At 25.9% G+C, this 19,354-nt stretch carries 22 protein-coding genes, 1 pseudogene and 1 riboswitch; of the genes and pseudogenes, 2 read left to right on the top strand and 21 right to left on the bottom strand.

The features are described 5' to 3' along the window. Positions 1–255 precede the first annotated feature (255 nt). The 3 genes from ACYUEW_RS07030 to ACYUEW_RS07020 form a co-directional block, all read right to left on the bottom strand. The gene (locus ACYUEW_RS07030) at positions 256–768 is read right to left on the bottom strand and encodes a DUF2179 domain-containing protein (protein WP_003488581.1); all 513 of its coding nucleotides are present in this window, start codon (positions 766–768) and stop codon (positions 256–258) included. Between the two features lie 400 nt (positions 769–1,168). After that, positions 1,169–2,035, bottom strand: a complete 867-nt coding sequence (locus tag ACYUEW_RS07025) for a DegV family protein (RefSeq protein WP_003488579.1) — start codon at positions 2,033–2,035, stop codon at positions 1,169–1,171. 353 nt (positions 2,036–2,388) lie between these two features. Continuing rightward, positions 2,389–2,652, bottom strand: coding sequence for a hypothetical protein (locus ACYUEW_RS07020; protein ID WP_042386160.1), 264 nt, complete (start codon positions 2,650–2,652; stop codon positions 2,389–2,391). 264 nt (positions 2,653–2,916) lie between these two features. Beyond that, positions 2,917–3,018, top strand: a riboswitch (purine riboswitch). A gap of 95 nt (positions 3,019–3,113) precedes the next feature. Between ACYUEW_RS07020 and ACYUEW_RS07015 the strand changes: the two are divergent. Beyond that, a pseudogene (locus ACYUEW_RS07015) lies at positions 3,114–4,528 on the top strand (NCS2 family permease). A gap of 89 nt (positions 4,529–4,617) precedes the next feature. Here the strand turns inward: ACYUEW_RS07015 and ACYUEW_RS07010 are convergent. Continuing rightward, positions 4,618–4,902, bottom strand: a complete 285-nt coding sequence (locus ACYUEW_RS07010; protein ID WP_003488573.1) for a YciI family protein — start codon at positions 4,900–4,902, stop codon at positions 4,618–4,620. Positions 4,903–5,006: 104 nt separating this feature from the next. Between ACYUEW_RS07010 and ACYUEW_RS07005 the strand changes: the two genes are divergently transcribed. Beyond that, entirely contained in the window at positions 5,007–5,600 is a 594-nt protein-coding gene (locus ACYUEW_RS07005; protein ID WP_003488571.1) for a TetR/AcrR family transcriptional regulator, read from the top strand. A 156-nt stretch (positions 5,601–5,756) separates the two neighbouring features. Here the strand turns inward: ACYUEW_RS07005 and ACYUEW_RS07000 are convergent, their stop codons facing one another. From ACYUEW_RS07000 to ACYUEW_RS06920, 17 genes are all read right to left on the bottom strand, one after another. Next, a complete protein-coding gene (locus tag ACYUEW_RS07000; protein WP_242850907.1) occupies positions 5,757–6,149 on the bottom strand; it encodes a GNAT family N-acetyltransferase in 393 nt (130 codons plus the stop codon). Between the two features lie 614 nt (positions 6,150–6,763). Further along, positions 6,764–7,444, bottom strand: a complete 681-nt coding sequence (locus ACYUEW_RS06995; protein WP_003488567.1) for an ABC transporter ATP-binding protein — start codon at positions 7,442–7,444, stop codon at positions 6,764–6,766. A gap of 14 nt (positions 7,445–7,458) precedes the next feature. Next, entirely contained in the window at positions 7,459–9,927 is a 2,469-nt protein-coding gene (locus ACYUEW_RS06990; RefSeq protein WP_043031377.1) for an ABC transporter permease, read from the bottom strand. Further along, a complete protein-coding gene (locus ACYUEW_RS06985; protein WP_460276511.1) occupies positions 9,924–10,403 on the bottom strand; it encodes a GNAT family N-acetyltransferase in 480 nt (159 codons plus the stop codon). Before ACYUEW_RS06985 ends, ACYUEW_RS06990 begins: the two co-directional genes overlap by 4 nt. Positions 10,404–10,425: 22 nt before the next feature. Continuing rightward, positions 10,426–11,175: a DUF4097 family beta strand repeat-containing protein gene (locus ACYUEW_RS06980; RefSeq protein WP_460276510.1), complete on the bottom strand. Its 750-nt coding sequence runs from the start codon at positions 11,173–11,175 to the stop codon at positions 10,426–10,428. Positions 11,176–11,272: 97 nt separating this feature from the next. Next, complete coding sequence (locus tag ACYUEW_RS06975; RefSeq protein WP_460276509.1) at positions 11,273–12,985, bottom strand: ABC transporter ATP-binding protein; 1,713 nt, start codon at positions 12,983–12,985, stop codon at positions 11,273–11,275. Between the two features lie 34 nt (positions 12,986–13,019). Continuing rightward, positions 13,020–13,517, bottom strand: coding sequence for a GNAT family N-acetyltransferase (locus ACYUEW_RS06970; RefSeq protein WP_043031372.1), 498 nt, complete (start codon positions 13,515–13,517; stop codon positions 13,020–13,022). Positions 13,518–13,553: 36 nt separating this feature from the next. Further along, entirely contained in the window at positions 13,554–14,144 is a 591-nt protein-coding gene (locus ACYUEW_RS06965) for a M1 family aminopeptidase (RefSeq protein ID WP_045517466.1), read from the bottom strand. Continuing rightward, complete coding sequence (gene ctpM, locus ACYUEW_RS06960; protein ID WP_043031369.1) at positions 14,137–15,489, bottom strand: radical SAM/SPASM domain Clo7bot peptide maturase; 1,353 nt, start codon at positions 15,487–15,489, stop codon at positions 14,137–14,139. Before ctpM ends, ACYUEW_RS06965 begins: the two co-directional genes overlap by 8 nt. 327 nt (positions 15,490–15,816) lie before the next feature. Then, positions 15,817–15,927 (bottom strand): Clo7bot family Cys-rich peptide, encoded by a 111-nt coding sequence (locus ACYUEW_RS06955; protein ID WP_078983337.1) that lies wholly within the window; start codon positions 15,925–15,927, stop codon positions 15,817–15,819. A 188-nt stretch (positions 15,928–16,115) separates the two neighbouring features. Next, positions 16,116–16,235 (bottom strand): Clo7bot family Cys-rich peptide, encoded by a 120-nt coding sequence (locus ACYUEW_RS06950; protein WP_003400449.1) that lies wholly within the window; start codon positions 16,233–16,235, stop codon positions 16,116–16,118. Positions 16,236–16,277: 42 nt separating this feature from the next. After that, positions 16,278–16,424: a Clo7bot family Cys-rich peptide gene (locus ACYUEW_RS06945; RefSeq protein ID WP_003400447.1), complete on the bottom strand. Its 147-nt coding sequence runs from the start codon at positions 16,422–16,424 to the stop codon at positions 16,278–16,280. A 139-nt stretch (positions 16,425–16,563) separates the two neighbouring features. Next, positions 16,564–16,668: a Clo7bot family Cys-rich peptide gene (locus ACYUEW_RS06940; protein WP_003493127.1), complete on the bottom strand. Its 105-nt coding sequence runs from the start codon at positions 16,666–16,668 to the stop codon at positions 16,564–16,566. Positions 16,669–16,741: 73 nt separating this feature from the next. Next, positions 16,742–16,849, bottom strand: a complete 108-nt coding sequence (locus tag ACYUEW_RS06935; protein ID WP_071647788.1) for a Clo7bot family Cys-rich peptide — start codon at positions 16,847–16,849, stop codon at positions 16,742–16,744. Positions 16,850–17,116: 267 nt separating this feature from the next. Then, a complete protein-coding gene (locus tag ACYUEW_RS06930; protein ID WP_003488547.1) occupies positions 17,117–17,242 on the bottom strand; it encodes a Clo7bot family Cys-rich peptide in 126 nt (41 codons plus the stop codon). Between the two features lie 39 nt (positions 17,243–17,281). Further along, positions 17,282–17,401, bottom strand: coding sequence for a Clo7bot family Cys-rich peptide (locus ACYUEW_RS06925; RefSeq protein WP_003359862.1), 120 nt, complete (start codon positions 17,399–17,401; stop codon positions 17,282–17,284). A 611-nt stretch (positions 17,402–18,012) separates the two neighbouring features. After that, positions 18,013–18,714: a LytR/AlgR family response regulator transcription factor gene (locus ACYUEW_RS06920; RefSeq protein ID WP_021107374.1), complete on the bottom strand. Its 702-nt coding sequence runs from the start codon at positions 18,712–18,714 to the stop codon at positions 18,013–18,015. Positions 18,715–19,354: the final 640 nt, after the last annotated feature.

Raw genomic sequence — 19,354 nt, 5'->3', positions numbered from 1 at the left:
AGCATAAAATTTCCCTATGTATATGGTTTAAATAAAATATTAAAATTTCTTTAATATTTCTCCCTTGATTATTATATATGTTTATATATGGATTATGCAAACTATAAATAAAACCTTATACATAAACATAAGGTTTTTTATGAAAAAACTACCTAAAAATATATTTAATTTTAATATAGCAAATAAAAAATACACTAATAAACATATGAGTTTATTAGTGTATTTTTTATTTGCAGTGTTAAAACTAAATATATTTTATTTTCTTATACCATATCCCCCATAAACGGTCTTTATATCATTTATAGATATCATTGCATTTATATCGCTACCTTCTATGGTTCTTATGATTTCCTCTCTTCTCTTCCTCTTAGCGTGTATTATAAGCATTTTCTTTTGTTCTATTTTCCCTTCTGCATCTACCATGGTTACTCCTACATTTTCATCTCTTAATATTTCTGCCAATCTTTTACCATCTGATTCTGAAGTTATAACATTTATAGTTAATAGGCCTATAGCTAATTTTTCTTCTATAACACAGCCCATATAATTACCACAAGTAAAACCTAAAGCGTAAACTACCATTCTTATAGGGTCATCTTTAATTCCACTTAAAACAGAACTAGTTACATAAAGCCATATAGTTACTTCTATAAAACCTATAATTGACCCATATAATTTTTCACCACGAGTAATTAAAACGGTTCTAACCGTCATTAGTGCCACTTCCATAATTTTAGCAAAAAATATAAATGCATAATATGATAACATTTAACCAGCCCCCCCTATCTCCTTATTTTTAATACAAAATATAATTCCTAGTCATCAACCATAACATATTATATATGGAAAATGATTAATTGTTAATAGTATTTTTTAAAAATATATGTTAATTATTTAAAATAAAAAATTACTATCAACACTAAATTTATATAAATTTTAAATATGAATTAAAAGCTTCAAACATACCATTAAAACAAGTGTATAAACGCAAGTTTTAGGTCAAATTTAATCCATATTTCCAACCAACTGCTATACTATAACACAAAAAAACCTTAATATAAAGTACTTTTTTTAAAAAATTCACTTTATGATTAAGGCTCCTAATTTATTTAGTTTTTCATTATATTTACTTAGATAATTTACTAATATTTTTATTTGTAAATCTAAATTAATTTCCACAATAATCCATATCTCTAAGACATGCAACACCCACTAAACCTGGACCACTATGGGCACCTGAAACTGGGCTTATACATCCTCCAAGCATAGCAAAAGTAACATTAGGTAAATTTTTAAGAACTTCAAAAACTGTCTTAGCTTCTTCTTCTGCATTTCCATGCATAACATAAATTTTACATTTACCCTTTTCCAAAAATTCTTTAGCTATATCTATAAGTTTAGCTAGAGATTGTTTTCTTCCTCTTACTTTTGTATATGTATAATATTTACCGTCTTCATTGTCTATAGAAATTATAGGTTTAATATTTAAAAGCTCTGCTATAGTTCCAGCAACTTTTCCTATTCTTCCACCTTTTTTTAGATATTCAAGGGTTCCAACTACAAAAAATGTTTTAACACTTTCTCTTATTTTAGGGATAGCTTCAACTATTTCATTAAAACTTTTACCCTCTTCTAGCATTCTTGCAGATTCCATTAGTAATACGCCTTCACCTAAGGATATAGATTTAGAATCACATATATATGTTGTAAGTTTTGGATGGTTTTCACTTACTATTTTCATTCCATTATATATTCCTGATAATCCACTGGATAAAACTACAGCTATTACATGGGTATATCCTTCTCCCTCTAACTGTGTAAAAAGATTATCCATATCCTCCATAGATGGTAGTGAGGATGTAGGAACTTCTACTTCTAAATTTTCATAAACCTCTTTGGAGCTTATATCAAATCTATCTTTAAGTTCCCTATCTTTATATATTATTCTAAAAGCTAGCTGCTTTATGTTATATTTTTCTAGTATATCTTCTGGTAAATCACTAGTTGTATCAGTAATCAATGCAATTTTTTCCAATTGAAATTCCTCCTAAATAACCATATATGAATATAGGTTAATTATAACACTTTAATATTATATGACAATAGATTCAAAAAAAATAAGATATAATAAATTTTATATCTTTATTATACCTTAATTTCTTTATTTTATTATTTATTATAAAAAATATAGCCTATGTAAAAATTTAATTAATTTTATTATTACAAAAATAATTAACATAAACTATATTAACCACTCACTATATTAATCAATTATTAACTAGGCTTAAACTAAGTTTTCTCATTGCTCTTTTAAATGCATTTTACTTATGCTTAAAGGCCTCTTTATGGCTACTAAATCATTTATATAAATTAAATTTTTATTATAGCTTAATTTAATATTTTAGGTACTGCTAACAACTTGTAGCTAACATCTTTTTCACTACTTATTTCCTTTATGTCCTCTATACTATTTATTTTTAAAATTAGTGTTGATCCGTTTCTATTTAAAATTCCACCTCCAATAAGATATCTTTCACCTAATACCTTATTGTTTAAATGAGTTTTTATTTTGCTTAATATTTTGTCATCACCAGATTTATAATTAATTTTAACGAATAAATTATAATTATCTTTCACTTCACAAATATTCATTTTTTCAACCCCTAATTTCATAATAATTTTTATTACAATCCTATTGTATCGAACATATGTTTAATAGTCAACTTTTTTTATCTATTTTTAAATATTTTATTTTAATAATGTAAAAAATTCGTACTTTTTTTAGAATTATGTACATTAATAWTATAGGAATTAATAATTATAAAAATTACTTTTTTACTTTTATTTGTTAGCATTTATTAAATTTTTCTTTAAATAAATATTGACTTATTTATTATTAAATGTTATTATTTCTACTAAAATTGTATAGATATCATCCATATAATTCTGATAATAAGGTTCAGAAGTCTCTACTTAGGTACCACAAATACCTTTTCTATGGGTGAATCCTTTATATATTATATTTATATATACATATTTATATGCATAAAACTATCAAGGATTTACTTATATCCTGGATAGTTTTTTTATGTTTATTATTTAGGAGGACAAAAATGGAATCAAAACAAAAGACAAATTCTTTATTTGAAAAAATTTTTAAACTTTCAAAAAACAAAACCAATGTAAAGACAGAAATTATTGCTGGCTTTACAACTTTTATTACTATGGCCTATGCTTTACTTGTTATTCCTAACATCCTAAAATTTTCTGGAATGAATTCTTTAGGATTAAAAGGAGATGAAGCAGCTAAACTTTCTACTTTAAATGATCCTGTAGTAGCTGCTATATTTACAAGTATGTGTATTACATCAGCTATAGGAACTATAATAATGGCCTTTTATGGTAACTTGCCCTTTGCTGTAGCTCCTGGTATTGGACTTACTGCATTCTTTACTTATAGTGTATGTTTAACATTAGGATATACTTGGCAACAAGCTTTAGCAGCCGTATTCATCTCTGGAATTATATTTATAATTATTACTGTTACCTCCATAAGAGAAAAAATAGTAGAAGCTTTACCTGAAAATTTGAAAATAGCCATAACAGGGGGTATTGGTCTTTTTATTGCTTTAATAGGGCTAAAAAGTGGTCATATTATTATTTCCAATCCAGGAACCCTTATTAGCTTTGGAAGCTTTTCTGATTCTAAAGCTATATTAACTCTTATTGGAATATGTTTAATGGGAATATTAGTAGCAAGACAGGTTAAAGGTGGTATGCTTATATCTATAATTATAACTACTATTATAGGAATACCTATGGGAATAACTAATCTTTCTGGACTAAAAATATTAAGCACTCCTGCTTCTGTAGCACCAACATTTTTAGCCTTTGATTTTAATGGACTTATAAGTCATAATGGTACTGGATTTATAGGAGCCTTAACCAGTATAATAATGGTTATATTAACTTTTAGTTTAGTAGATTTATTTGATACTATAGGAACTTTAGTAGGAACAGCCCAAAAGGCAGATATGATTTTACCAAATGGAAAAATTAAAAATATGAATGAAGCCCTTTTATCAGATGCTATTGCTACGACTGTAAGTTCTATGTTTGGAACTACAACTACAGCAACCTATGTAGAATCTACAGCAGGAATTGCAGAAGGTGGAAGAACAGGATTAACTTCTTTAGTAGTAGGAATATTATTTTTACTATCCCTATTCTTTAGCGGATTAGTAGGGATAACCCCTGCTGAAGCTACTGCCCCAGCATTAGTAATAGTAGGGGTGTTAATGGTAAGCTCCATTAAAAATGTAAACTTTGATGATTTTACAGAAGCTCTTCCAGCCTTCTTTACCATAGCAATTATGCCTTTTAGTTATAGTATAGCTAACGGAATCGCCGCAGGTATAATATTCTATCCAATAATGAAGCTACTGGAAGACACAAAGAAGTACATCCTATAGTTTATATATTAGCTGTATTGTTTATAATAAGATTCATAATGCTACCAAGTGCATAAAATAAGGAAAGTGCGTCGCACTTTCCTTATTTTATAACCTAAAGATTATTTATGAAGTTGTCAAACAAGCTGTGAATTTTTCATTGCCCTTAAATAAAATATTTGAAATTAGTTGCATATTTGGTGGGAATAAATTCTATAATTTCATAACTAGCGATTTTTTCTTTGTAAAAGGGGTCTTCACTTAGTATAGAATTAACTTCATTAATGTCTTCAGCATTACAAAGAATAATTCCACCTGTACGTGGATTTTTTCTTCCAGAACAAATAAATTTTTCTGCATTATAATACTTGTCTAGAAATAATATATGATTAGGCAAATATTTTTCCACTTCCGTAATAGGTTTTATGTATGTAATATTTACTATAAACATGTTGATTTTCTCCTTTAAATAGTTTATTATAATAATGACTATGGTCAGTGACTACAGTCATTATTATACACTTACAATGAAAAACCGTCAAGAAAGGAATAAATATGTTAAGAAAAGAAAAAGCTATTCTTACTAAAAACAAGGTTTTTGAAACCGCTATTGAACTAATTAAAGAAAAAGGATATAACAATGTTACCATAAGCCAAATATGCCAGAAAGCTGGAGTTGCAAAGGGTACTTTTTATGTTCACTATAAATCCAAAGAAGATATTATAAAAGAAAGTTACTATTCCGATATGGGGCAATTCGTTCTAGAACAATATGAAAAGTTAATTTCAAAAGATAAAAATATGAATATTAAGGATAAAATAGAAAAATTTCTTATATCAGAACTTATATTTACTAATTATGCTGGACATGAAATGACATGTCGGGCTTATGTAACTAATTTAACAGAAAGTATATCAGAAGATAGCAAACATTTTGAAAGAAGAGGATTTACAAAAGACTTAAAACTATTAATTTTAGAAGGTATTAACCAAAAGGTATTTGAAACAAAACAAACAGCAGATGGCATATTTTTATATTTAGAAAGTTTTGTAAGAGGACTTATGGCTTCATGGTGTTTTTCCAACGGAGAATTTGACATTGTGGAAAAAGGAGAAATATATATTCATGAAATTTTAAAAAAGTTATAAGCATATTTTATGCTTAAATTTAAAGTTAGATAAAAGTATCAAATAGTAACTTCCCTATTTGATACTCTTTTCTTATACATCATATTTGTTCCTATATCTTTAAAATTAACTCACACCACTATATATATTAGTTAATTAAAAACTTTGGACTTATGTTTATAGCACACATCTCATAGTCTGCATTGCATTTTTAAATTCCTGTTTTTCATATAGCTTTATTGCATTAATATTTTCTGGTAGGACGTTTAATTCTACATATTCTAAATTACGATTTTTAGACCATTTCTTCACTTCATTTATTAAAATTGTGCCAATACCACTGCCACGGTAGGACCTTTTTACAATCAGATCCATTAAATAGGTATACTGATGTTTTACTAAGCAATTAAAAGGCGGTGTTTCCTGTTCCTGAATAAGAGCGAACCCTAAAATAACTTCATCATTATCAATGGCCATTAAAATATCAGATTTTTCACTAGCAATAATACCTTCTAAAAATTCTTTATCCTGCTTTGCACTCTGAAAGTAGGTTGGCTGTAAATTTCTCATATCTCAAAATAATTCTTCATACAACTTACGAATATCTTCTATATTATTTTTTGTAGCAACTCTAATTTCCATTTTTGCATCCCCCATTCTTTATAAACAGATTTCTTAGCTTCAGAGGGAGTTTTTACCCCGGCTAAAGTTCAGAAATCGTTATCCGAATACGTAGGCTCATCACTCTCACTTTGAAGAATATGGGAGTATCAGAGCGGGTAGTCATCAGATAAAATATAAATAATTTTTATTTCTAAATATTGTACAAATGTACAATATTTAATAATTCAATTGTATCCATTATAAATATTAATTTCAACAACTCACCTAGAAAACTGCCCCGTAAGAGAAGTTATACCATATCCTATTAAAAAGGGATATGTACCCAGAAGCTAAGACATTCTAATTTGTTTTTTCATAAAATATAATTTCCTGTGAGAAAGAAGATCAAAATCATCCTTTTGCAGGGTTCCCTTTTAGTTAGAAATTATTATAACAGCTTTTAAAGTTATTAAAACAAGAAATACTTTTAGAGAAAATAGATATCTAGAAAAATAATTAGAATACTTTATTTTTATAGCTATCTATTGACTAAAAGTATTTCTTGTTTTAATTCTTACTCTTTATTTATTACTAATATCAATCTTTCCATCTTTTATTTCTATAATTCTGTTACTAAATGAAGCTGCATGCTTATCGTGAGTAACCATCACTATAGTTTTCTTATCATTTACATTCAAAGATTTTAATATTTCCAACACATTGTTACCAGAGTTGGAATCCAAACTTCCTGTGGGTTCATCTGCAAATATTATTTTAGGATCTGTAATTAATGCTCTAGCTATAGCTACCCTTTGTTGCTGCCCTCCTGATAATTGATATGGATAGCATTTTCTTTTTTCATATAGTCCAACTTTATTAAGTAAAAAATCTAATTTTTCCTTATACTTTTTTTTAGGAACTCCTTCATATTCAAATATAATTGATATATTATCCTCAACATTTAAACCTTCTATTAGATTATAAAACTGAAAAATAAACCCAAAATTTTCTCTTCTTAACTTACTAAGCCTGCTATCCTTCATATTGAAAATATAATCATTTTCAAACAATACGCTACCTTCGCTTGGTTTGTCTAAGCCACTAAGAATATATAATAATGTACTTTTGCCAGCTCCAGATTGTCCCATTATACTTAAAAATTCTCCCTCATTAATTCCTAAGTTAATACCCTTTAATATATCATAGGAATTATCTCCTATATTAATTTTCTTTTTAATATTAATACCTTTTAATATACTCATAATCAATCACCCTATTATTCATCTGACTTTATTTCATCTATTATATTTATTCTATATATTTTTCTCATAGGATAAATATAGCTAATAACAGTAATACCTATAGAAATCAGAACTAAAATCACCATTATTTTGTAATCCTTAATAAACATCATATCTCCAATGTAATAAGATAAGATTTTATTAATATAATTACTTAATGTAACTCCTAAACCTAATCCAAATATTCCACTATAAGAACCTAAGATTATAGCTTCGAATAAAATACATTTACTCAAATAACCTTTAGATATGCCTAAAGCTCCTTTAGTTGCATATACTTTTTTTCTAGATAAAAGATTTATAGTAACATTGTTGCTCATGCTAATTATGCATATAATTGTTGAGATACATATTAAGACATTTACTATGGTAAATGTTTTTTTGTTATTATTATTGTTTTCTTCATTAAGAACAGTTAATTCTTGTATAGAATATTTATTTTCATATTTGTCTTTAAATAATTTTTCTATTTCATTTGTTGTAGACTTTATTTGTTTACTATTAACTTTTATAAGACATAAATCCTTATCCTTTACCTTTATGTCCTTATTGAAATTATCTTTGGATAGGAATAATACTTTTCCCATATTTTCAAAACTACTAACAACTCCAATTACCTTATAATTAACTTCATTGATTTTTAATGAATCATTTAAATTAATGCCAGTATTCTTACTAAATGTTGTTGTTATTATAATGTTTTTTCCATCATCAAGTTTATCAAATATATTATTTCCACCTTTTTTAATAATTTCTGTTGAAAAATCTTTCTTATACTGAGATCCATCTATTCCTGCAATATCTACCTTTGTATCTTTTATGACCTCTGTTGTTCTTGATTGTAGTAGAGAGTTCTTAATATATTTTATATTCTTTATTTTATCTGTAAAATCTTCCTCTACTGTCCCATCAATACTTAGCATTAAATCTGCATTACCGTATACATTCATTACTCCATTGTTTATCATATTTTTAAGTGTAACACTTACATAAATTGAACAAATAATTATTGATGTAATTATTACTATATCTACTATATTAGAAAATTGCATTACAAGCTCTTTAAACAAAATGCTAACCGAACCTTTAAATGTAGAAAATATTTTTTTGTAAATCCAATTAAACATTATAAGTAGCAGTTTTGCTAAAAATACAAAAGAAATAATAAAGAAAAGAGCCCCTAAAATTAATGCTAATGTTCCATTTTCTCTTTTATATTCACTAATTAAAATAACTATGGATACAATTAATAACACAACTCCAAAAGAAGATTTAAATATTTTCCCTATTTTATTTATATAATATTTTTTCCCAATACCTTTTAAAAGATTTATAACAGACATATTTAATATCTTCCTTAAAGAAACTAATATTACTAGTACACTAAAAATCATAATTATTAAATCAATGAATAAAAATTTTCTCAAATCTAAAGTAAAATATCCATCCCGCACTATATAGTTTAAAATTAGCTTTACGAAAGGAACAGTTAATATACTCCCTATAACTATTGAACTTAATACTATAAGTAAGTTTTCTACTATAACACTTACTTTAATATCCTTCTTTGATATACCTAAACTTCTCAATATACCAATTTGATGCAACCTTTCATAAATTATAAGTGAAAATGTTGAATAGGTTAGAAACAATGTTATAAATATAGACAACACACCAATTATCTTTAATGCCATATCTATAGTTCCTACATAGGATTTAAAATAATCCATATCATATCGTTGTTGGATTATAAATTTTGATGATACTTTAGGCTTTATTTTCTCAATCATATTATTTATATCATCTAAATTTTTTATTGTTATTCCAATTGAATAAGCATTATCCTTTTGGTCTAAAAGGTACTGGGCATTATCAATACTAATCATTGCAGTATTCATACTAGGATCAAATACCCCTGTATTTTTTGATATTCCGCTTATAATAAATTCTTTATTCTTATTTCCGATTACTAGTTTTATCTTAGATCCTACTTTTAAATAATTTTCCTTTGCATACTTTTCATTAATTATAATCTCATTTTCTTTATCTTTAACCTTATATTTATCTATCAATTCTATTGGGAATGCTGCTTTCTGTTTATTAAGATCAACCCCAATAATATTTACATCTTTTAAAGTTTTATAATCCTTTGCCATACCTCCTATTCTAGGTACAATATGACTTATTCCATCTATATTCTTGATAGAATTTATAATATCTTTAGGATTGAAAAAAGGGTTTTTTTCATCTGCAGTTGTTATCACCAGTTGGCTATTTAAAGTTGTCTTTCTTAGCTGATCTTCTCTGATTTTAATTGCAGAATCTTTTATTATAGATGTAGATAACATAATAATTGTAGACAAAACTAAGGTACAAGTTAATAGTATATATCTAATTTTATTTTTCCTTATACTGTTAAATGCAATTTTAAAAAACAACTTCATATTTTTCTCACCATTCGTGTTTTATATTTAGATACTCCTACTCTCTTTAAAAATTTAACTATTCTCTCATTATGTTCAAAAGCATCCGAAATTACATAAGACTTTCCTTTGCCTATGGCCCACTCTTCCGCAATTTTATAAAGATGATATATAATAGAGAAAATATTTCTTACATTTCTACCTTTTTCATTTATATAGTAATGTAATATATAAGCATAATCATTATGTTCAAAGGAAAAATCCTTTCTATTTATCCATACTTCTACAAATCCATGAATTTCTTCATTATACTCTACAACAAATATTCCACAATTATCATTTATTATAGACTCTTTAATTTGACCATCTCCACAATTAAATTCTAAACTTCCTTTGTAATAGTTATCCTTTCCTAATTGATCTACAGATAGCTCTCTCCATAGTTCTAATATATTATCTAAATCAGATAATTTTGCTTCTCTAACTATAAAGTCCATAAGCGCTCCCCCTTATCTTCTTTTAGTTTTCTATCTTTACATTGCCTGTTTTTACACTTATATAAAATACCGCACCATCTTCACTAATATTTCCTACATCTTTAACTTTAACTTTATTAGCCATAGATCCTATCAGGTTAATTTTACTTTTATTTGGTACTTTAATATTTACATTTACAACTTCTCCATTAATCTTGTACTGATAATTACTTTCTAATTGTTGCAAATTCAAATTAATATTTCCTACTTTAGAACTTATATTAGATTTCTCTAACTCTCCTTTGTATGATATATTTCCATTTTCCATTTGAACTTTCAAATCTTTATAATTACCTTCTAACTCAATATTTCCAATATTATTTTCTATATTTAATGAACTAATCTTTTTAGGGATAACTATAGTGGTCTCTATGTTTACAGAACTGATGCTAGACTTGTCTTTACTGGATAAATTTATCTTAATAGTCTCATCCTCTAAAGTGCAACTAATAGAATTTAATGCTTCTTGTAATTTATCCTCACTTTTTCCACCAACAAGTTTTTCTATGGTAACTTTAACTTCATCAACATTACCTTTTTTAATCTTTAGATTTCCACAATTGCTTTTTATTCTTACTGTGTCACTAATGATTTTATAACTAAACTCATTAGTTTCCTTTTTTGTATAGGGGGCTATTTCATCGTCAAATTTTATCTTATTCTTCTTAGAACATGAGGTTAATGTTAAAGTGGCTATAATAATCAGAGCAAATCCTATAATGATTTTATTCATTTCTTCCTCCTTTCCATAACCTAACTGCTTGTACTATTTTTAGACAATTCTTCATGAGTTTATTAATCCATTTAGAAATACCTCTTCATTCCAGATACTATTTCTTAGACAGTTCTTTCATAAGCTTAGAAAAATATGAGTCTTTTTTTGTTAAATATTCATAATCTCCTTCTTCAACTATTTCTCCTTGCTTAATTGTATAAATACACTGAGCCTTATTTAATAAACTCAAATTATGGGTTATTATAATTACCAGTCTTTCTTTTGATAACTCTTCTAGTATATCTTTTACTCTCTTTTCATTTATAGTATCAAGAGCTGCTGTAGGCTCATCAAAAATATAAATTAATGATTCTTTTACTAAAGCTCTAGCAATGGATAATCTTTGTTTTTCGCCACCTGATAAATTTGCTCTTTCATTAACTATAGTGTCATAGCCTAATTCTAATTTTTCTATAGTTTTTTCTAGGCTTAGTGACTTTACAACTTCTTTTATTTTTGAATCTTTTATATCTCTACCCATCTTTATATTATTTTTAATGGATTCATTCACAAGCTCTATATCCTGTGATACTAAGCTTATAACTTTTCTTATATCTTTTGCTCCATATTCTTTTAACTCTTTTTCATTAATTTTTATTTCTCCTTGGTATGAGTCGTAAAAAGCACTCAATAATTTTATTAAAGAACTTTTCCCTGCTCCAGAATCCCCAACTATTGCGAAGATTCCTTTTGATGGTAGCTTAAAGTTAATATTATTTATAGCCTGACTTCCATTATTATATTTAAAACTAACATCCTTAAATTCTATTTCTTTAAGAAAACTAAGTTCATTATTTTCTTTATTAACTCTTTCAGTTTTTAAATTAATATACTCATTAATTCTATTAAATATGGGAACTATTGTGTGTATATCTATATTACTATTTAGTAGCTCATATATTGGTTGTACTAATAGTTGAAAATACAGCCCCATGGCCACAACTGTTCCTATTGTTATTTTTCCATCCATAACAAGTAAACTTCCCATTCCATATACAATAGATAATGATGCTATCATTATTCCATTACTAATGCTATTCATTAACATGCTCAATTTTCTAAACTTTAAATTATTTGTATAATTTTTTTCTATTATTTCTTTAAATTCTCTCTTTACTTTCTCCTCTTGATTAAACGCTTTGATAGTATTAATTGATCCAACACTTCGATTAATTTTTATACATATTTGGTCATAACTTTCTTGAATACTCTTAGACATAGGATTAAATTTACGTGATATTTTCCAGTTAATAAAAAAATATATTACATATAAAAAAATAACCATTAGTGTAATTTCTTTAGATAACATTAGCATTCCAATGATAATCATGATTATTAACACTATATTTTTCACAACAACAACAAAAAAGTTGGTAATAAATTCACTTACACTTCTTCCATCATTACTTATTCTAGATACAATAGCTCCATTACTACATCCATCGAAAAATTCCATAGGTGCGTCTATTACTTTATTAAACATTTTTTCTCTAAACATTATTGTTATATTTTCACTTATTCCCATGAAAACCCTATTTTTTAGATATCCAAATATAGGTTGGCATATGCATCCACCAAAAAATATTAATATGCCTATTTTTAGCTTATAAATTGAATTACTTGGAATAACACTATCAATTAAATACCTAGACACCATTGGAGATATAAATATAGCAACTGTATATAAAATAGTAAAAATTAACCCAATTAATTCTTTGCCTTTATATTTTTTTGCTACTTCCCATACATTGTTTAATATTTTCTTCATAATTTCTCCCTAAATTAAACTATGAATAAAAGATCTACATAGTATTTATTTTTTTGTACAATCTATTTTTATAGTTTTTCATATCATTTATTTCAAATAATTCTCTTATTTCATCTTCTTCACTTAGTACATCTCCACATATATACTTAAATCCATGCTTCTTAGCTTCACTTATTGATGCTTCAAATAATTTTTTAGCAATATCTTTATACTCTTGTGTATCTATGAATTTATCTTTATCCACATATAAATACTTTATATATAAAAACTTATCAATAAAAAACAGATAATCTGAATCTCTAAATGACAGATTTATCATACCTATAAAATTTTCTTTGTTTCTAGCTATGAATATCATTTCATTTTTATTCTTACCATTTAAAACTTCCTTTAAAGAATTTTTAGAATGATAAAAATTAAAATCATCATATTTTGTAATTTTCGTCTTTTCTTCATTTATAGATACTATGAGATCGGCTATCTTTTTCATATCACTCATTCCTGCTCTATATATTTCTATGTCTTCTCTCATAATCACCTCTCCTTTAAATCATTAAAAATGTATAAATCATAACAATTCTAACAAGCTTTCATTGCTAAACATTTTGCTTTGTTTAAAATTTTTAGTTTTTAATGTTTCATCAATAACTTTATTTATGCTGTACTTATCAATCAATTTCATAATAATATAAATGGATATATCATAAAGTTTTTCATTATTATAATTGACATTATAAAAATCAAAATCTTCGTTTATATTAGGTTTTTTCCCCTTATAATTACCATACTGATCTGAAAGATAAACAGCTAGCCCTTCATTTAACCATATAGGCAATGGTGATTGTGTCTTTAAATTTAATACTACATGAACAAATTCATGTAATATTAAATTTTCAACACTCTCATTATTTGATTTTTTCCATTTATCATGATCTAATATTAGAATTACATCTTCAAAGCTTGTCCCGATAACCCATTTGGGGACTTTAACTTCTAGTATTTCTGATAATTCTTCTAAACTATCTATTACATCTACAATGACTTTATCATTAAAATTAAATAGATTTTTTATATTCATTGCTCTATTATAAAAATCCAAATAGCTTTCAATGTCTCTTAATACTCTTAAATCTTTAATATGGAAATTAAGATTATTCACAGCAACATCCCTGCTGACTACATTCAGCCTCATTTTTTTGGTTATATGTTGCTATTATTGTTTCTTCAAGGTTATATATCCATTTTTCACATTCAGGCTTCTCATTCATTGTTCCTTTATATGGACATCCTCCCATGCATATTGGTAATATGGTACACTCCTTACACTCTTCATATTCAAATGGAGACCATAATATATATTCCATATTTCTTGCATACATTTTTTCATCTACTTTGTCTTTAATTGTAGTAACATTTCCAACCGCCCTATCAACATTTCCAACATCATTCCAACATTTATACATATATCCTTCAGAATCAATTACATAAGCTCCAACATTATCAGCACAACAATAATTTGCTTTTACGCTTGGATAGAAAGGATATGCTCCTGCCACCTTATATCCTCTTTCAAAAAGTACTTTCTGATATTTAGTATCACTTTTTGCATATTCTTTTGTGTTTAAACAATTATTTGCAATTCCATTACAGCTATCTGTATATGCAGTAACATGTCCTAGATTAACAACAACATCTTTCAATCCATTTTCTTCTAATATATCTAATAATTCCTCCACATGATCAACATTTGTTTTATCTACATTTATTCTAATAGCTATATTTTTAATTCCACCATCTATAAGTTTTTTTACATTAGCCATTATTGTAGTAAAAGTTTCCTTATCTGAATTCTTTAATATTCTTCTTTTATTATGAATACTTGGAGGGCCATCCACTGTAATTTGCGCCCCTGTTATTTTAGCTTTTTTCATATTTTCTATAGTTTCTTCATCTATCAAGTATCCATTGGTTACAATATATGCACTATATTTAACATTTTCTCTTTCACATATTTCTATAGCCCTTTGAGAAAAGTCAAATATCATCTCCTTTGCTAATAATGGTTCTCCACCATACCAGGTTATACTTATATTATTTTTATTTTTAGCATTTTCTTCTATCATTTCTATTAAACTATCTTGAACTTTTTTGTCCATAAGGCCTGCTTTTGGAGTTTCATAACAATAAGGACAAGCAAAATTACAAGCTAGTGTAGGAGCAATAACTAGTCCTAGTGCGCCACTTGAAAACTTTCCATTGTAATTTCTATATTTTAATAACTTTAATTCATCCATATCATCATGAACTATATAATTACCCTCTGACATGTTTTCAACTAACTCTCTCTTTTTTTTATCTAAATTTTCTATATCTAAATTTTCTATGTTTTCTAATACATCTAAAAAGTCCTTATCTACTTCTGCGAGCGCACAAGTAACACTATTAAAAGCTATAGTTTTTCCATCTTCTAGTTTAATTATTTTATTGTATTTAGATTTTTTCATAATTTTTGCCCCCTACTTTGTTAAATTTTTAATAATCCAATGTATAACAGTCTAAATTTATTTTATTAATTACATTATTTGTTCCCATATCATTTAGTTATTCCCTTGACTGTCTTTCTCTCACATTTCTATATTCATTGAAATATTTATCCGATGACTACCCGCTCTAATACTTCCCTCTTCTTCAAAGTGGGAGTAAAGATCAGTTACGTCCCTGGATAACGATTTCCCCTAAAGGATAACGACTTCTAAGGAGTAAAACTCCTAAGAATTCTGTTAATAAGCTTTAGTTGGAGTAAAAACTCCCTTTGAAGACAAGAACTCTGTTTATATCCTTGAGTGATATACTTCACAGTTATTACAATTCACACATACGTTGCAATCAGAACAATAACAATACCAATTTTTATTTGATGATGGCTTGATTATATATTTCATATTATTCCCCCTATTTATTCTCAACGTTCTGTAAAGTTATATTAAAATTGATTTCTCTTTTCTCCCAATTATAATGATTTGATTTTAAAACATTTTTCTTAGAAGAAAAGAGAAATCAAATTAATAATTTTAAAATCATTTTGGGAATTTATAGTTATGAACTAAGTATTATGAAAGTAAATATGATATTAATGGTAATAGGTCTTACATTGAGTTCCACAATTTTCATGACAATTATCGCAATTACTACAGTGACAATATCCAGAAACATATTCCCATTCTTTCTTTCTATAAATTATATATTTCATGATAAAACTCCAATCTAAAATTTAATTCATTTAAAATTATTTTTATGATGCTTCTCCTCCATTAAGTGCACAATCTACTACACATACCCTTAAACAATTATTTACACAAACACTACTACACCCGTTTTCTCCACAGCCTACAACACAATATCCATCTTTAAAATTTACTCTTTTAATAATATATCTCATCTAATCCCTCCTTCCCATTTCCCCTTAAATTGTAAGGTATATTATATTAACCATACTAAAATTTGACTATTTCTCAAAATATAGTTCGAATTTTCTGAACAATTATTTTAAATTTTTAATATCTAACTTTAGTAAGTTTCTATCCCCACACACTTTGGCCTACACAGTTATTTACGCAATTTCCAGAGCATACAACACAATATCCTTGTGAAAATTTTTTAGCAGGCTCTTTTATATATTTCATGACTTTCCTCCTCTCTCCCTAAATTAACCGTATTATGTTAATATTAAATAGTATCTTAATAAACTTTTTTATATTACGTATAAATGCCACATCTGCTATTACATTTTAAAGAACAATAGTCACACTGATCACAATAACATAAGCCTATTCTAAAACTTTTAGGTTTTACTATAAATTTCATAATATTAATACCCCAAATTATTATAATTTTGGTCCTAGTCTACCTATACTAATATTGAATTGTTAAATATATTAAAGATAATTGATGTTATATATATGAATGATAATTTCGAGGAATTTACAAAGCTGTAATAGAATTTAAATTAATTCTCATCTTAATACATATAACTATTCTTCTTAAATATAACTACCTATTATTTTTAAATTAAGATAATTAAGACTCTTAGTATAGATAGACTAGGAGTATTCTATTCTTCATTTCCTATTTTTAAACACCATATGATGCGCAATATCCACATCCTGATTGCTTAGAACAATCATTGTGACAATTTTCTGAACACGCATTACAAAATCCTAATACATATTTTGATGATGGTTTTTTTATAAATCTCATTTGATCCACCCCCCATTAATTATTCTTCTAAATTCTCTATTAGTTACTATTAGGTTGTACAACTACGCATTGATCTGCGCATCTGTTATCACAGTTTGTAGAACAAGCTACACAGAATCCTAATTGAAATTTTTTAGATGGATTTTTTATAAATCTCATAATTTCCCCCTCCTTTAACTTCTAAATTATATGAACATTAACTCTTATTTTCTTTAAAAAACAAATAAATTTCTAAAGAAAAAGAGAATAATGTACAAAACTAAATTATATTATAGATTTGATTTGGTTAGTTTTTATAGAGTTGATTAAATTTTTTATCTTTTTAATATAGTCTTATTAAATCTTATAAATTATTTAATGGATGCATTTAGTATAAGTTTTTTATTTTTATATCCTAGATAAAATAGATGCCCTATTTTATAGGGGCTTAATTAAAATCTAAAAAAATTCCAAAGTTATATAGTTTTCAAAGATAATATAATTAAAAGAATAAATATAATTATAGTGGTTTAACAGATTCTATTAATCAATATTAAGTTTAAAATATAGTAATATACATTCTAAATTTAATATCATTAAAGTATGAGAAAATATTAACAATCCATCACCTAAAATAAACTTCTTATTTTTAATAATAGATTTTAATGTATTCTAATCGGCTTGTCCCATGTGTTTTAATTTAACTTTAAAGAAATTCTACTATCCTTTGATTCTTTTTTCAATATGATTGGCATGAATAACACCTGTACTAGAATAAATAGATTTTTTCTTCAAAGCCATATTGAATTTTTTAATATTTTTGTTAATTTATGTCTAAATTCTTTAGACCTATATTTACTTATTGGTATATAGGTATCATTAACATTGATTATGTTGTCCTTAAATTCTTTTACTTTATTAAGATTAACTAAAAAACTTTTGTGGCATCTAAAGAAATCATGTTGAGATAATTTTTTTTCAAATTTTGATAAGGTCATTTTAAATATATATTCTTTCTCTTTAGTATGTATAGTTAACATCTTTTGCATAACCTCTATATATGTAATTTCATCTATATTCAAAATTATAATTTCACCTTTATATTTAATAACTAAATTCTTTTGTGCTTCAATACTCTTAATACAGTTCAACGTAACATATTTTATAATTTCATAATTTATAGGTCTCAGCAAATACCTATACGCTCTTACTTCATACGCTTGATGAATATAATTGACAAGCTTTGTTACAAATATTATTTCTACTACTGAATCAAACTCTCTTATTTTTTTAGCTATTTCTATTCCATTTATTTTTCCCATATTTATATCTAAAAATATAATGTTCATTTTTTTATAATTTTGTAGAAGCTCTTCTCCACAATCAAATTCTAATAATTCACATTCTAATTCCGTTTCTTTAATAATTTTTATTAGATGATCTTTCAAATAATTTCTTTGTTCAACATCGTTTCCACAGATTCCTATGCGCATATATAATGTCCTCCCTTTTATTAGTTTTTTAGTATTCATGGGCAAGCAAATTCTAGAAGCTAATAAAAAAGGTGATGACAGTATTTAATATAAAAACAATCAAAAAAATTTTCATCATTTGTATTTTTCTTGAATATAAGCCTAAAAAAGTACATAAATAAAAATAAATTTTGAAACAAAATTTATTTTTAAAACTTTCTAGGATTAATAAATTAAATCTGTTATATTTTTAGAATCTGTTATTTATTACTATATATACCACATAATGTAAACCTTTTAAGAAGAACTAAAAAATATTTAATTAAATATTTAAATATACGAATTAATAATAACCACTATCATTATAATTTTATTTAACAAAACACATTATAATTTAATCCATAAAAAGAATTAAATTTCTAGCCTTTTATACAATGCATACCTATAATACTTCACCCTTATTCAAAGTGGTGTTAAATCACGACTATATCTCTGAATAGTTACTTTAAGTTTTAGATAAATTAAAAACTCTAACCTAAGCACAAAATCATATCCATATTAATTTAGGTTTTATTATATCATAAAAATTAGGTTTAATTTTTATATGATAAGTAATTTTAAAACAAAAATAATTTTATGTTAACAATTATTACACAATTAA

This window comes from Clostridium sp. CTA-1, from assembly GCF_054768215.1.
Note: the sequence above shows the minus strand (reverse complement) of the source record. Positions and strands in the feature narration are given on the sequence as shown.

Excerpts from the sequence above, each read along its gene's own strand:
- ACYUEW_RS07030 (WP_003488581.1), bottom strand. The coding sequence starts at position 768 with ATGTTATCATATTATGCATTTATATTTTTTGCTAAAATTATGGAAGTG.
- ACYUEW_RS07020 (WP_042386160.1), bottom strand. The coding sequence starts at position 2,652 with ATGAATATTTGTGAAGTGAAAGATAATTATAATTTATTCGTTAAAATT.
- ACYUEW_RS07010 (WP_003488573.1), bottom strand. The coding sequence starts at position 4,902 with ATGTTTATAGTAAATATTACATACATAAAACCTATTACGGAAGTGGAA.
- ACYUEW_RS07005 (WP_003488571.1), top strand. The coding sequence starts at position 5,007 with ATGTTAAGAAAAGAAAAAGCTATTCTTACTAAAAACAAGGTTTTTGAA.
- ACYUEW_RS07000 (WP_242850907.1), bottom strand. The coding sequence starts at position 6,149 with ATGAGAAATTTACAGCCAACCTACTTTCAGAGTGCAAAGCAGGATAAA.
- ACYUEW_RS06995 (WP_003488567.1), bottom strand. The coding sequence starts at position 7,444 with ATGAGTATATTAAAAGGTATTAATATTAAAAAGAAAATTAATATAGGA.
- ACYUEW_RS06990 (WP_043031377.1), bottom strand. The coding sequence starts at position 9,927 with ATGAAGTTGTTTTTTAAAATTGCATTTAACAGTATAAGGAAAAATAAA.
- ACYUEW_RS06985 (WP_460276511.1), bottom strand. The coding sequence starts at position 10,403 with ATGGACTTTATAGTTAGAGAAGCAAAATTATCTGATTTAGATAATATA.
- ACYUEW_RS06980 (WP_460276510.1), bottom strand. The coding sequence starts at position 11,175 with ATGAATAAAATCATTATAGGATTTGCTCTGATTATTATAGCCACTTTA.
- ACYUEW_RS06975 (WP_460276509.1), bottom strand. The coding sequence starts at position 12,985 with ATGAAGAAAATATTAAACAATGTATGGGAAGTAGCAAAAAAATATAAA.
- ACYUEW_RS06970 (WP_043031372.1), bottom strand. The coding sequence starts at position 13,517 with ATGAGAGAAGACATAGAAATATATAGAGCAGGAATGAGTGATATGAAA.
- ctpM (WP_043031369.1), bottom strand. The coding sequence starts at position 15,489 with ATGAAAAAATCTAAATACAATAAAATAATTAAACTAGAAGATGGAAAA.
- ACYUEW_RS06955 (WP_078983337.1), bottom strand. The coding sequence starts at position 15,927 with ATGAAATATATAATCAAGCCATCATCAAATAAAAATTGGTATTGTTAT.
- ACYUEW_RS06950 (WP_003400449.1), bottom strand. The coding sequence starts at position 16,235 with ATGAAATATATAATTTATAGAAAGAAAGAATGGGAATATGTTTCTGGA.
- ACYUEW_RS06945 (WP_003400447.1), bottom strand. The coding sequence starts at position 16,424 with ATGAGATATATTATTAAAAGAGTAAATTTTAAAGATGGATATTGTGTT.
- ACYUEW_RS06940 (WP_003493127.1), bottom strand. The coding sequence starts at position 16,668 with ATGAAATATATAAAAGAGCCTGCTAAAAAATTTTCACAAGGATATTGT.
- ACYUEW_RS06935 (WP_071647788.1), bottom strand. The coding sequence starts at position 16,849 with ATGAAATTTATAGTAAAACCTAAAAGTTTTAGAATAGGCTTATGTTAT.
- ACYUEW_RS06930 (WP_003488547.1), bottom strand. The coding sequence starts at position 17,242 with ATGAGATTTATAAAAAAACCATCATCAAAATATGTATTAGGATTTTGT.
- ACYUEW_RS06925 (WP_003359862.1), bottom strand. The coding sequence starts at position 17,401 with ATGAGATTTATAAAAAATCCATCTAAAAAATTTCAATTAGGATTCTGT.
- ACYUEW_RS06920 (WP_021107374.1), bottom strand. The coding sequence starts at position 18,714 with ATGCGCATAGGAATCTGTGGAAACGATGTTGAACAAAGAAATTATTTG.